This window comes from Amycolatopsis sp. MEPSY49, from assembly GCF_051337345.1.
Taxonomy (GTDB): Bacteria; Actinomycetota; Actinomycetes; order Mycobacteriales; family Pseudonocardiaceae; genus Amycolatopsis.
The window spans coordinates 199216-211167 of record NZ_JBDLYJ010000002.1; the positions used below are offsets into that span (position 1 = coordinate 199216).

14 protein-coding genes are annotated in these 11952 nt (G+C 71.7%); 6 read left to right on the top strand and 8 right to left on the bottom strand.

Translation table 11 applies throughout. The features are described 5' to 3' along the window. Position 1 precedes the first annotated feature (1 nt). Genes ABFJ78_RS09915 through mftA form a run of 5 tightly spaced genes read right to left on the bottom strand, consistent with a single transcriptional unit; the run spans position 2 to position 2996 of the window. Positions 2-775 (bottom strand): mycofactocin-coupled SDR family oxidoreductase, encoded by a 774-nt coding sequence (locus ABFJ78_RS09915; RefSeq protein ID WP_436385589.1) that lies wholly within the window; start codon positions 773-775, stop codon positions 2-4. After that, positions 772-1485, bottom strand: coding sequence for a mycofactocin biosynthesis peptidyl-dipeptidase MftE (mftE, locus tag ABFJ78_RS09920; protein ID WP_436385590.1), 714 nt, complete (start codon positions 1483-1485; stop codon positions 772-774). Before mftE ends, ABFJ78_RS09915 begins: the two co-directional genes overlap by 4 nt. Then, positions 1449-2615: a mycofactocin radical SAM maturase gene (gene mftC, locus ABFJ78_RS09925; RefSeq protein WP_436385591.1), complete on the bottom strand. Its 1167-nt coding sequence runs from the start codon at positions 2613-2615 to the stop codon at positions 1449-1451. Before mftC ends, mftE begins: the two co-directional genes overlap by 37 nt. After that, the gene (mftB, locus tag ABFJ78_RS09930) at positions 2615-2893 is read right to left on the bottom strand and encodes a mycofactocin biosynthesis chaperone MftB (RefSeq protein WP_436385592.1); all 279 of its coding nucleotides are present in this window, start codon (positions 2891-2893) and stop codon (positions 2615-2617) included. The genes mftC and mftB overlap by 1 nt, the downstream gene beginning before the upstream one ends. A 4-nt stretch (positions 2894-2897) precedes the next feature. Beyond that, positions 2898-2996: a mycofactocin precursor MftA gene (gene mftA / locus ABFJ78_RS09935; protein ID WP_436385593.1), complete on the bottom strand. Its 99-nt coding sequence runs from the start codon at positions 2994-2996 to the stop codon at positions 2898-2900. 106 nt (positions 2997-3102) lie between these two features. On the opposite strand from mftA, the gene mftR reads away from it, so the two are divergent. Genes mftR through ABFJ78_RS09950 form a run of 3 tightly spaced genes read left to right on the top strand, consistent with a single transcriptional unit; the run spans position 3103 to position 5028 of the window. Beyond that, positions 3103-3744 (top strand): mycofactocin system transcriptional regulator, encoded by a 642-nt coding sequence (mftR, locus tag ABFJ78_RS09940; protein ID WP_436385594.1) that lies wholly within the window; start codon positions 3103-3105, stop codon positions 3742-3744. A gap of 46 nt (positions 3745-3790) precedes the next feature. After that, positions 3791-4138, top strand: coding sequence for a GntR family transcriptional regulator (locus ABFJ78_RS09945; RefSeq protein ID WP_436385595.1), 348 nt, complete (start codon positions 3791-3793; stop codon positions 4136-4138). Next, the gene (locus ABFJ78_RS09950; protein ID WP_436385596.1) at positions 4135-5028 is read left to right on the top strand and encodes a hypothetical protein; all 894 of its coding nucleotides are present in this window, start codon (positions 4135-4137) and stop codon (positions 5026-5028) included. Before ABFJ78_RS09945 ends, ABFJ78_RS09950 begins: the two co-directional genes overlap by 4 nt. Positions 5029-5267: 239 nt before the next feature. Here the strand turns inward: ABFJ78_RS09950 and ABFJ78_RS09955 are convergent, their stop codons facing one another. After that, on the bottom strand, positions 5268-5927 hold the full coding sequence (locus ABFJ78_RS09955; RefSeq protein WP_436385597.1) for a DUF4190 domain-containing protein: 660 nt from the start codon (positions 5925-5927) through the stop codon (positions 5268-5270). Positions 5928-6059: 132 nt separating this feature from the next. On the opposite strand from ABFJ78_RS09955, the gene ABFJ78_RS09960 reads away from it, so the two are divergent. The 3 genes from ABFJ78_RS09960 to ABFJ78_RS09970 all read left to right on the top strand — a co-directional run bounded on the left by ABFJ78_RS09960 (position 6060) and on the right by ABFJ78_RS09970 (position 9671). Then, positions 6060-6383 (top strand): hypothetical protein, encoded by a 324-nt coding sequence (locus ABFJ78_RS09960; protein ID WP_436385598.1) that lies wholly within the window; start codon positions 6060-6062, stop codon positions 6381-6383. Positions 6384-6471: 88 nt separating this feature from the next. After that, positions 6472-8100, top strand: a complete 1629-nt coding sequence (locus ABFJ78_RS09965; protein ID WP_436385599.1) for a GMC family oxidoreductase — start codon at positions 6472-6474, stop codon at positions 8098-8100. Next, positions 8097-9671, top strand: a complete 1575-nt coding sequence (locus ABFJ78_RS09970; RefSeq protein WP_436385600.1) for a succinic semialdehyde dehydrogenase — start codon at positions 8097-8099, stop codon at positions 9669-9671. Before ABFJ78_RS09965 ends, ABFJ78_RS09970 begins: the two co-directional genes overlap by 4 nt. Here the strand turns inward: ABFJ78_RS09970 and ABFJ78_RS09975 are convergent, their stop codons facing one another. Together ABFJ78_RS09975 and ABFJ78_RS09980 are read right to left on the bottom strand one after the other, a co-directional pair. Continuing rightward, entirely contained in the window at positions 9672-10442 is a 771-nt protein-coding gene (locus tag ABFJ78_RS09975; RefSeq protein ID WP_436385601.1) for an isocitrate lyase/PEP mutase family protein, read from the bottom strand. It abuts the gene before it with no gap. A gap of 35 nt (positions 10443-10477) precedes the next feature. Then, positions 10478-11932, bottom strand: coding sequence for a phospholipase D-like domain-containing protein (locus tag ABFJ78_RS09980; RefSeq protein WP_436385602.1), 1455 nt, complete (start codon positions 11930-11932; stop codon positions 10478-10480). Positions 11933-11952 lie beyond the last annotated feature (20 nt).

The window sequence follows — 11952 nt, forward strand, 5'->3', positions numbered from 1 at the left end:
GTCACAACGCCAGGCCTCCGTCCACCGGCACCACCGCACCGGTTGTCGCGCCGCTGTCCGGGGCGGCCAGGAACGCCAGCACCCGCGCGATCTCCGCCGGCTCCAGCAACCTCGCGACCGGTTGCTGCGCGGCGAAATCCGCCGCCCCCGGCAGCCCGTACAGCCGGGCGCTCTCGGCGAGGATCGGCGTGTCGGTCGAACCGGGGCTGACCGCGTTGGCCGTCACGCCCGTCCCGCCCAGCTCGGCACCCAGCGCGCGGACCAGCCCGGCCACCCCCGCCTTTGCCGCGCAGTAGGCCGCCAGCATCGGCAACCCCCGCGTCGCCGCGGCGGAGGCGACCGCGAGGAACCGGCCCGACCTCGGCGCCGGACGGCGCAGCAACGCCGGGATCGCCACCCGCGCCAGGTTCAGCACCCCGCGCAGGTCCACGTCGAGCACCGCCGCCTCCTGCTCCGGCGGCACCTCCCACTGCGGCACGCCCCCCGCGATCACTCCGGCGGCCGCGATCGCGACGTCGAGGCCGCCCCACCGCCGCTCGACGACCGCCACCGCCGCAGCCAGTGCCGCCGGGTCCCGGACGTCGGCCACGAAGACCTCGGCGCCCGCCTTCGAGGCGACGGCCGCCAGTTCCGTCTCGCTCCCCAGCGCGTACGGCAACGCCGGATCATCACCGGCGACGTCGACCGCGAGCACGGCGTAACCCTGCTGCGCCAGCCGGAGCACGGTCGCGGCCCCGATCCCGCGGGCCGCGCCGGTGACGAGCGCGGTCCTCATGCCCAACTATCCACAAAGGACACCAGCTGCGCGGTCAGGTCGTCGAGCAACGTCCGGCCGTAGGCCTCCGTCGCGGTGGTCGGGTCGCCGAGCACCCCGGTCGGGGTCACCGCGCGCACCCCGCCCTCCCGCAACAGCGGCAGGACCTCGCCCAGGGGCCGCAAATCGCCCACCACCGCCTGGTCCATCCGGACCCCACCAGGCCGTAAAGCCAGCTGCAGCGCGGTTTCCGGGCGCCCGGCGTGCGGATCACCGTCCCAACGAGGCGTGAAAACCCCGACGTCACGAGACTCAGCCCGCAAGCGTGCGACGGCGCGGGATACCGGTCCGGTGTTGCCGCCGTGCGCGGAGACGAACAGCAGCCGCGTGAACGTCTCCGACGCCGACCGGCCCAGCTCAACCAGCAGGAGTTCGGTCGCTTCTTGGCCGATCGAGAGCGTCCCGGCGAACCCGGCGTGCTCGCCGCTGGACCCGAAGGCCACGGCGGGCGCCACCAGAACGTCCGGCCGCTTCTCCGACAGCCGGTCGCACAACGCCAGCGCGATGTCGGTGTCGGTCGACAGCGGCAGGTGCGGTCCGTGCTGCTCGGTCGCCCCGACCGGCACGGCCAGGATCGCGCCGGCCGCCGCGCGTGCGGCGACGTCCGGCCAGGACAGGTCCGCCAGCCGCACGGTCAGCCCCTGAACCCGGCGAGCGGGCTCTCGTCGCACGCTCGCTCCGGCGGTCGGCGCGTCCCGATCGTCACCGGGACCGGACGCCGCCGGTGGGAGTGGTCCAGCGAGGGCTTCGGGACGCTCGTGACGCCCGCCAGCGCGAGTTCGCCGTGGCCGCGGACGCATTCGGGGTCCGGGCCGTCCAGTGGCAGGCCGGTGAAGAACTTCGCCGCCATGCACCCGCCGCGGCAGGCGTCGAACGCCGAACACGACTCGCACGCCCCACCGCTCTGCGGCGACCGCAGCGACGTGAACAGCTCCGACTCCCGCCACACCGACGTGAACCCGCCGTCACCGCGGACGTTGCCCGCGAGGAACGTGTCGTGGATGGCGAACGGGCACGCGTAGACGTCGCCGACCGGGTCGACCAGGCACACCACCCGCCCGGCGCCGCACAGGTTCAACCCCGGTAGGCCGCCGTCGCCGTAGCCGGCGAGGTGGAAGAACGAGTCGCCGGTGAGGACGTTCTCGCCGTGGGCCACCAGCCAGTCGTACAGCTGCCGTTGCTGGTCGGCGGTCGGGTGCAGCTCGTCCCAGGTGTCGGCGCCGCGACCGGACGGGCGCAGCCGGGTGATCCGCAGCTGGGCGCGGTAGCGGTCGGCGATGGCCTTGAACGCGTCGAGCTGCCCGACGTTGTGGCGGGTCATCACGACCGAGATCTTGAAGTTCTCGAAGCCCGCGTCGGCCAGGTGCTGCATGGCGCGGATCGCGGTGGCGTACGAGCCGGGGCCGCGGACGTGGTCGTTGACCTCGGCGGTGGCGCCATCCAGCGAAATCTGGACGTCGACGTAGTCGCTCGCGGCCAGCCGGCGCGCCACCTCGGGGGTGATCTTGACGCCGTTGGTGGAGAACTTGACGCCGACGTGGTGCTCGGTGGCGTAGTCGACGAGTTCCCAGAAGTCCGGGCGGACGGTCGGTTCGCCGCCGCCGATGTTGACGTAGAAGACCTGCATGCGTTCGAACTCGTCGATCAGCGCCTTGCATTCCGCTGTGGACAGTTCGCGCGGGTCCCGCCGTCCCGAGGAGGAAAGGCAGTGCACGCAGGACAAGTTGCAGGCGTAGGTCAGTTCCCAGGTGAGGCAGATCGGGGCGTCGAGCCCGTACTGGAATTCGTCCACAAGGGACATCAGAGACTCCTCGGCTGGATCATGCGCGACTCGGCGAGGGCGGCCAGCGCCGCGCGGTACCGCGGCAGCTCGCCGGGGCCGACGCCGGCATCGGCGCACGCGGCCCGGGCGTCCGGGTGCGTGGCGAGGCCACGGACGACGGCCAGCAGCGTCGGGCTCTTCAGGAAGGAAAGCCGGCGGGTGCCGAAGTGGTACAGCAGGGCGCCGAACCGCTCGGGCCGGATCGACACGCGGTCGTCCAGGCGCCACGCGGCGTCGAGGTCGAAACCCGCCGGCACGTCCTCAGTAGACACCGCACATGCCGTCGATGGAGACCTCTTCGACCAGCAGTTCCTCGGTCAAGGCCTCGTCGGTCTCGGGCGTGGTCTGGTTCTCGCTCATCCTGGCTCCTTCGGCAGTGATGATTTTCGGCACTCAGTGACGAATAGCAGGGAGAGTAATGTCACCGCGTGTCGATAATCAAGGCTCACGAGGGAACGGCACCCGAATGACCGATGACGTGCTCGCCCGCCCCGCGAACCGCCGGGGCCGTCCGCCGGGCACGAGCGCCCGCGAACTCGAGGTTGCCGCGCTGCGGCTGTTCGGCGAACAGGGCTTCCACGAGACGACCGTCGACCAGATCGCCGCGGCGGCCGGCGTCAGCAGGCGGACGTTCTTCCGCTACTACGACGCGAAGGCCGACGTCCTCTGGAACGAGTTCGACACCGAGGTCGAGACGATCCGGACGCTGCTCGCCGGGATGCCGCCGGACCTGCCGGTGCTGGAAGCGGTGCGCCGGGCGGTCCTCGCGGCCAACCACTACAGCGCGGCGGACGTGCCGGAGCTGCGCCGGCGGATGACGCTGCTGAGCACGGTCCCGGACCTGGCCGCGAGCGCGGCGGTCCACTACGACGCGTGGGAGCGGGCGATCAGCGCGTTCGTCGCCCGCCGCTCGGGCCAGCCGGAGGAATCGCTGTACCCGCTGGTGGTGGGCCGAGCGGTGCTGGCGGCGTGCCGGGCGGCGTACGACCGCTGGTCGGCCCGCGCGGACGCGGACTTGACGGTGTACCTGGACGCGGCGTTGCGCGCGTTGGCGGCGGGGCTCGCCGACGACGTGCTGGGGGTGGAGCCGGACCCGGTGCCGGAGTGAAGTGACCTGGCGGTGCGCGCTGGCTTGTTCTAGTATCTGTAGAACAATGCTGGTTCGACTGGATGACCGGGACACCGCGCCGCTGCACGAGAAGATCGCCGCGGGGCTGCGGCGTGCCCTCGCGGCGGGGGAGGTGGCCGTCGGTGAGCGGCTGCCCGCCGCGCGCGAACTCGGCGCCTCGCTCGGCGTCAACATGCACACCGTGCTGCGCGCCTACGCCCAGCTCGCCGACGAAGGCCTGGTCGCCATGCGGCGCGGGCGCGGGGTGACCGTGCTGGCCGCGGGGCCGGACCGGGCCGAGCTGCACCACCGGCTCCGGGCGCTCGTCGACGAGGCGCGACGGCTCGGCATCGAGCACGAGGAGCTGGTCGCCATGATCAAGGAGGCCCGATGATCCTGCGGTACGGGGTTCCGGCCGTGGTGCTGGTCGCCATCGTCGGGCCCGCGCTCGTCCTCGCGCCGCGGCTGCCCGACCCCATCGCCGTGCACTGGGCGTGGGGCGGTGTGCCCAACGGTCACGCGCCCTGGTGGCTGGTGACCGCGGGTGCCGCGGTGTTCTGGGTGGTGGCGTGGGCGGCGCTGGCCCGCACCGCGTCGGCGGCGAGCGGCGTCTACGGCCTCGGCGGCGTCCTCCTGACCGCGCACTCGGTGGGGCTGTGGGCCAACCTCGACGCGCCGTCGTGGGAACGCGCCCGGCACGTCGGCTGGGCGCTCGCGCTCGGCATCGTCGCGGTGGGCTTGGCGGGCGCGGCAGCCGGCTGGCTCCTCGCGCCCGCGAAACCGGCCGAGACGGCGTCGGGGCTGGCGCCGACGGCTGGTCTCGGTGAGAGCGAACAAGCGGTCTGGTCGGGGACCGCGCACAACTTCGCCCTGATCGCCGTCGCGCCGCTCGCGGCCGCCCTCGCCGCGGTGCTGGGGAGCACGCACGTGTGGCTCGCCGGACTGCTGGTCGCGGTGGCGACGCTGATGTTCTCCTCGGTGCGGGTGCTCGTCGGACCGGCCGGGGTGCGCGTGCGGATCGGGCCGCTGCGCCGGAATCTGGCCTACGACGAGATCGCCGAAGCGCGCGCCGACCGGATCGTGCCGCTGGCCTACGGCGGCTGGGGCTGGCGGCGGCGCCCCGGCCGGTCCGCGGTCGTGGTCCGGGCCGGGGACGGACTGGTGCTGCGCCTGCGTTCCGGGAGAACGTTCGTCGTCACCGTCGACGGGGCGCGGACGGCCGCGGGCCTCGTCAACGACTACGTCGCCCGGCACCACTCGCCGGCCGGCGGTCGCGGCGGCTGATCGGTGGCGGTCCTACGGTGGCGGTCTCCCACGGGAGATCGCGAAGGTTGATCGGCCGGGGGAGCTGACCGACGCCGGCCCTTCCGGTGGCAATGCCGCGCGGGAGGCCGGCGCCTGACCGACTCCGGCTCCGGTGGCCCTACCGCGCCGAAAACCGCGGTGGCTGACCTGCGGCAGCCTGATTCACTCCGGCATCCGCGCCCACGTCGCACCCGGCCACCGCCGGAAGCCGGCCGCGCTCAGCGGGGGAGCGGCCCCGTGAACTGCTGCTCCGAAGTCGCCTGCCAAGTGCACACCGCGGCCTTCTTCCCCGCCGCCCAGGCCTTGCTGTCCGGGTAGAACACCCCCACCGATGCCTCGACCGGAGGCGTGTACCCCGGCCCGAACACCTCCGCCCGCTTGGCGTCGCAGCCCGCCTTCGCCTGCGTCTCCAACGTGTCCTCGCCCGGGTACTCGCCCTCGAGGTACCCCTTCAACGGCACCGTCGCGAAAGCCTCCCCGTCGTGCGCCGCGGTACACGACACCTTCGTCGCGTCCAAGCTGTACGCCGGCGGGGTCGTATAACACTCGCCCGGTTTCAACGCCACGATCGTCGGCGTCGAGCCGAGCAGCTCCGCGCGCTTGACCACCGCGATCACGCCGATCGTCAACCCGCCCACCCACAGCAGGCTGAACACGATCCCGGCGATCGCCATCCCGCGGCCGCGCTGGTCGGTGCGGCTGATCTGGACCAGCGCGACGATGCCGAAGATCAACCCCAGCACGAGCGAAAATCCGCAGATGCCGAGGATCCCCATGATCAGCGACACGACCGCGAACGTGTTGCGCCCCTGCGGCCTGGGCGACCCCGGGGCCACCACCATCCACTGCGGTGGGTTCAGCGGGTGCTGCTCGGACATCGGCCCCCCTCGTCCGGACGCCGCCGGATGGACGCCCGGCCTGAGCATAGTGGCGGATCGTGACCCGATGTCACACTTGGCCGCTTGTCGCTCGATGGGGTGACTGCCTACAGTCTTCCGCTGGGAGGCGGCATGCGCGCGAGACGGCGGTCCATCCGGTTCAGCGGCACGGAAGTCACGATCAGCGCGGCGGTCAAGGACGGCTTCTTCGGCAACGACCGCAAGCACACCTTCAGCGTCACCAAGATCAAGAGCATCAGCAACTCCGAGCCCGGGTTCGCCAACCCCGGCCGGCTGACGTTCACCGTCGAAGGCGCCTCCACCGAGGTCGTGAAGAACCCCGCGAGCGGCGGTGACCAGGTGGACATGAACACGTTCTGTTACAACAGCTGGGACACCGGCCAGGTGCGGAAGCTGGTCGCGGAGATCAAGAAGGCCATGGGCGGGTCCCGGTAGTACCCGTTGCGCTCCGAGGCGGCGACGCTATACCGTGAGCAAACTAGAACAGGTTATAGTTTGTGGCGGGCGGGACCGAGGAGCGGACATGGCGAACAGGGCGCCGCGCGGCGACGAGGCCGACTACGTCGTCGTCGGGTCGGGGAGCTCGGGGGCGGCGATCGCGGGGCGGCTGGCACAGGCCGGGGCCAGCGTGATCGTCCTCGAAGCCGGCAAGACCGACGAGCGGCTGCTGATCAAGAAGCCGGGCCTGGTCGGCCCGATGCACGCCGTGCCGCAGCTCAAGAAGCCCTTCGACTGGGGCTTCTACGGCATCCCGCAGAAACACGTTCTCGATCGCCGGATGCCGGTGCCGCGCGGCAAGGTCGTCGGCGGTTCCAGCTCCATCAACGGCATGGTCTACGTCCGCGGCAACCGCGCCAACTTCGACTCCTGGGCCGCCGAGGGCAACGCCGGCTGGGACGCCGACCGCGTCAACGCCGCCTACAAGCGCATGGAGGACTTCGAGGACGGCGAGAACGCGTTCCGCGGCGCGGGCGGGCCGATCCGGGTCACCCGCGCCAAGAACCCCCAAGAGGGCTCGCTGCAGTTCGTCGACGCCACCGCCGACGCGCTCGGCTGCAAGATCCTCGACGACTACAACGCCGAGTCCCAGGAGGGCGTCAGCCGGATGCAGCAGAACGCTGCCGACGGCCTCCGCTACAGCGCCTCCCGCGGTTACCTCCACCACCTCGCCCCGCCGTCGCTGCAGCTCCAGTCCGGGGTGCTCGTCAAGAAGGTCCTCTTCGACAACGGCCGCGCGGTCGGCGTCGAGGTCGTCGACCACGGCCGGCAACGAACAGTTCGCGCCGGCAAGGAGGTCATCCTCTCGGCCGGGTTCGCCGGCTCCGCGCAGCTGCTCATGCTCTCCGGGATCGGCCACGCCGAGCACCTCAAGGAGCACGGCATCGACGTGCTCGCCGACCTGCCGGTCGGGGACAACATGCACGACCACATGTTCCACGCGCTGACGTTCCACGTGTCCTCCAGCAAGAACAAGGGGTCCGCGCCGTACTTCGCCCGCGGCCTGGCCCGCGAGCTGCTGAAGCCCGGCAGCACGTTCCTGGCCAACTCGGTCTTCGAGGCGGTCGCGTTCCTCAAGACCTCCCAGGCCGACGCCGTCCCGGACCTCCAGCTGCACCTCCTGCCGTGGGCGTACGTCTCGCCCAACCAGGACGCGCCGATCCGGCACGACGTCGACAAGCGCCCGGCGCTCACGGTCCTGTCGACGCTCATCTACCCGAAGAGCCGCGGCACGCTGCGGCTCGCCTCGGCCGATCCCACGGCCGCGCCGCTGATCGACTTCCAGTACCTCTCCGACCCGGCCGACCTCGAAGTGCTCGCCGAAGGCTCGGAAATGGTCCGCGAGATCTTCGCGTCGAAGGCGTTCAAGGGCGCGGTGAAGGAAGAGATCCACCCGGGCAAGGACCTGCGCGGCCAAGAGCTGCGCGACGCGATCCTCAACCGTGCGACGTCGGTCTACCACGGCGTCGGCACCTGCCGGATGGGTGTCGACGAGCTCGCGGTCGTCGGCCCCGACCTGAAGGTGCGCGGCGTCGAGGGCCTGCGGGTCTGCGACGCCTCGATCATGCCGTCCATCACCGGCGGCAACACCAACGCGCCCGCCATCATGATCGGCGAAATGGGCGCGCAACTCGTTCTCGGGAGCGGATCGTGACGGTGACCCCGCTGCAGCTCACCCGCCCGGCGTCGGTGACCGGCGAATTTCTCGAGCAGCTCGTCGCCCGCGTGCCGGGTTCGGCCGGCGAAACCTGGAAACTGACCGAGGTCTACACCGGCGAGGCGCTCGTCGACCTGCCGCAGTCGACGCCGGCCGACATCGAGCAGGCGTTCGCCACCGCCCGCGCGGCGCAACGGAAGTGGGCCGCCACCCCGCTCAAGCAGCGGCTGGCCGTGTTCAAGCGGGCGCACGCGCTGTTCGTCGGCCGCGCGCGGGCCGTCGCCGACCTCATCCAGGTCGAGAGCGGCAAGAACCGGCGGATGGCGATCGAAGAGACCTGCGACCCCGCGATGGTGATGAGCCACTACCTGCGGCGGGCGGCCAAGCTGCTCGCGCCGGTGAAGCGCGGCGGCCCGGTGCCGCTGCTGACGACGTCGACGGAGGTCCGGCAGCCCAAGGGCGTCGTCGGGATCATCGCGCCGTGGAACTTCCCGTTCGCCACCGGCATTTCCGACGCGATCCCGGCGTTGATGGCCGGCAACGCGGTGGTCCTGAAGCCGGACAACAAGACCGCGCTTTCGCCGCTGTACGGCATCCGGATGCTGGAAGAAGCCGGCCTGCCCGAAGGGTTGTTCCAGGTCGTCTGCGGCGAAGGCCCGGACGTCGGCCCGACGCTCATCGACCAGGCCGACTACGTGATGTTCACCGGCTCGACGGCGACCGGCCGGGTGATCGGCGAACGGGCCGGCCGCAACCTCATCGGCTGCTGCCTGGAGCTCGGCGGCAAGAACCCGATGATCGTGCTCGACGACGCCGACATCGCCGAAGCCGTGCGGGGCGCGATCTTCGGCGCGTTCGGCAACACCGGCCAGATCTGCATGCACATCGAGCGGATCTACCTGCCGGAGTCCCGCTACGACGAGTTCAAGAACGCCTTCGTGGCGGCCACGACCGCGCTGGACGTCCGCGCGGCCTACGACTTCGGGCCCGACATGGGCTCGCTCGTCTCGCCCGACCACCTGCGCCGGGTCAAGGAGCACGTCGACGACGCCGTCGCGAAGGGTGCGACCGTGCTGTGCGGCGGCAAGCCGCGCCCCGACCTCGGCCCGGCGTTCTTCGAGCCGACGATCCTCGAAGGCGTCACGAAGGACATGCTCTGCGGCGTCACGGAAACCTTCGGGCCCGTGGTCGCGCTGCACCGCTACCGGACGGTCGACGAAGCCGTCGAGCTGGCCAACGACACCGACTACGGCCTCAACGCCTCGGTCTGGAGCCGGGACGTCGGCGCCGCGCGCGCCGTGGCCGCCCGCCTGGAATCCGGGAACGTCAACATCAACGACATTCTCGCGACGGCGTTCGCCGCCAAGGGGACGCCGTCCGGCGGCGTGAAGAGCTCCGGGGTCGGCGCCCGCCACGGCGACCAGGGCCTGCTCAAGTACACCGACGGGCAGAACCTGGCCGTGCTGAAGAAGCAGGTCATGGGCCCGCGGCCCGGACAGGGCTACGAGAAGTACGTCGAAAGCATGCTGTCCGGGCTCAAGCTCATGCGGAAGCTGCGGATCCGCTGATCAGTTGAGCTTGCGGGTGTCGGCGGGCAGGCCGCCGCCGGCGTAGACGTCTTCGGCGAGCTTGGCCAGCGCGGTCAGGGCGACGTTCTGGCTCCACGGCCCGTAGGACACCCGCGAGACCCCGAGCTCCTGCGCGCGCTTCAGCGGGATCGAGCCGGGGATGCCGATGAGGTTGACCTTGCGCTCGCCCAGTTCTCCGACGAGCCGCGAGACCTGGGCCTCGTCGAGCTTGCCGGGCACGAAGAAGTTCGACGCGCCGGCGTCGAGGTACGCGCGGCCGCGGGTGATCGCCTCTTCCAACGCGGTCTCGGGGTCGGTCTTGAGGAACGCGTCGGTGCGGGCGTTGAGCACGAAGTCGACGCCGGCCTTCTGCGCGGCCGCGACGGCGGCTTCGACCGCCTTCACGGCGTCACCCAGCGGCTTCATCTGGTCTTCGAGGTTGGCCCCGACCGCGCCGACGTCGATCGCGCGGGCGATGGTGCCGCCGGGGTCGCCGTAGCCGGCTTCGAGGTCGGCGGTGACGGGCAGGTCGCCCGCCGTCCGCACGATCAGCGCGACCTCGGCGATCATCTCGTCGCGCGGGATCTTCTCGCCGTCCGGGTAGCCGCGCGAGGCGGCGATGCCGTGGCTGGGGGTCGCGAGGGCCTGCGTGCCGGGCGTCTCGGCGACGACCTTGGCGGTGATGGCGTCCCAGACGTTGACGACGAGCAGCAGCTCGGGCGCGGCGTGCAGCTCCTGCAGCCGGGTGGCCTTCTCGGCGGTGGAAGTCATGCCGCCCAATCTAGAGCGGGCGGGCGATCTTCGCTTCAGCCGTCGACGAGGAGTCCACGCAGTGGTCCCTGCAGCCGGCCCGCCCGCCGCGAGACGCCGGGGAGCAGCACCAGCCGGTGCGTGCGGTGCTCGCCCCGGCGCTCCCGTTCCGCCTGCTCCTCCGCGAGCGGCCGCCAGAGGTGGTCGACGACGTCCGCCGGGTCGCCGTCCACCTCCGCCACGTCCCGGCCGAGGTGCTCGGCCCACAGGCGCAGTCTCGTCGAGCGCGCCAGTTCGTGGTCGTCGGTCGCGATGTTGACCTCGGTGTCGTTGAACAGCGAATGCTCGTTGAGGTTGGCGGACCCGACGGTCAGCCACTCGTCGTCGACGATGCCCAGCTTCGCGTGCACGTAGACCGGCGCGGCGGATTCCCCGTCGTGCGCGCTGATCGTCGTCGCGAGCAGGCGGCCGTTGCCGTCGTCGGCGTCGAGGAGCCGGCCCAGCTGGCCGCGGGTGGTGTCGGAGCCGTTGCTCGGCTTGCGCGGCAGCAGCAGGACCACGCGGAAACGGTCGTCGGGCGGGTTTCTCAGCTTGTCGAGCAGCACTTCGGCGATCTCCGGCGACCACAGGAACTGGTTCTCCAGGTAGACCAGCCGCCGCGCGGACCGCAGGGCCCGCAGGTAGCCGTCGAGGATCGTGAACTCGCCCTTCGGCGCGAAGTCGTAGGTCGAGTTCGGGATCGTGCGCAGCAGCTGGACGCGGCTTTCCCCCGCCGGCCCCGGCACCTTCGGCGCCGGCAGGTCCTCGCCCGCGACCTCCGTCCAGCGCCGCCGGAAGTGGTCCGCGACGTCGGCGACGACCGGCCCCTCGAGCCGGGACGCGAGGTCGTGCCAGCCGATCGGCCGCGGCGGGTGGTCCGGGCTGTCGTGGCGGTCGCCCTCGAGCGCCGTGAAGTCCACGCCGCCGACGAACGCGACCTCGTCGTCGACCACCACCAGCTTCTCGTGGTGGCAGTGCATGGTCCGCTCACGGGAGTCCAGCACGCACCGCACGGCCGAGCCGTCGGTGAACTTGCGCCGCTCGCTCCGGGCGAGCTTCCGCGACGGCTGGAACGCGGGGACCGGCGGCCCGGCCCACAGCAGGACCCGCACCTCGACACCCCGGTCGGCCGTCTCGGCCAGCAGCTCCCGCAGGGTGAGGGCGCCGGGCTCCCGCGTCAGCCGGAAGTCCGCGCTCGCGTGCCAGTTGGCGATGTGCACGTGGGACTTCGCCCGCCGGATGGCCTCTTCGACCGATGGCAGCGTCTCCTCGCCGTCGATCAGCACCTCGACGCGGTTGCCGTCGCGGACCGCGGCCCGGCCGCCGAGGCGGTCCGCCGCGCCAGCCGGTTCGAGCACGTCCCGCCACCCGAGCCGGCGCAGCCGCCGCCGGTGGTGGGCGCACAGGACGTGCTCGAGCCCGTCGCCGAGCCGGTCGTCCACCTTGTCCACGAAAGAGTGAAAAGAGCTCACCCGTCCTATGTGACTACAGA

Bases quoted from the DNA above. Each gene is read 5' to 3' on its own strand.
- mftR (WP_436385594.1), top strand. From the start codon at position 3,103: ATGACCGATGACGTGCTCGCCCGCCCCGCGAACCGCCGGGGCCGTCCG.
- ABFJ78_RS09945 (WP_436385595.1), top strand. From the start codon at position 3,791: ATGCTGGTTCGACTGGATGACCGGGACACCGCGCCGCTGCACGAGAAG.
- ABFJ78_RS09915 (WP_436385589.1), bottom strand. From the start codon at position 775: ATGAGGACCGCGCTCGTCACCGGCGCGGCCCGCGGGATCGGGGCCGCG.
- ABFJ78_RS09950 (WP_436385596.1), top strand. From the start codon at position 4,135: ATGATCCTGCGGTACGGGGTTCCGGCCGTGGTGCTGGTCGCCATCGTC.
- ABFJ78_RS09960 (WP_436385598.1), top strand. From the start codon at position 6,060: ATGCGCGCGAGACGGCGGTCCATCCGGTTCAGCGGCACGGAAGTCACG.
- mftA (WP_436385593.1), bottom strand. From the start codon at position 2,996: ATGAGCGAGAACCAGACCACGCCCGAGACCGACGAGGCCTTGACCGAG.
- ABFJ78_RS09975 (WP_436385601.1), bottom strand. From the start codon at position 10,442: ATGACTTCCACCGCCGAGAAGGCCACCCGGCTGCAGGAGCTGCACGCC.
- ABFJ78_RS09965 (WP_436385599.1), top strand. From the start codon at position 6,472: ATGGCGAACAGGGCGCCGCGCGGCGACGAGGCCGACTACGTCGTCGTC.
- mftC (WP_436385591.1), bottom strand. From the start codon at position 2,615: ATGTCCCTTGTGGACGAATTCCAGTACGGGCTCGACGCCCCGATCTGC.
- ABFJ78_RS09955 (WP_436385597.1), bottom strand. From the start codon at position 5,927: ATGTCCGAGCAGCACCCGCTGAACCCACCGCAGTGGATGGTGGTGGCC.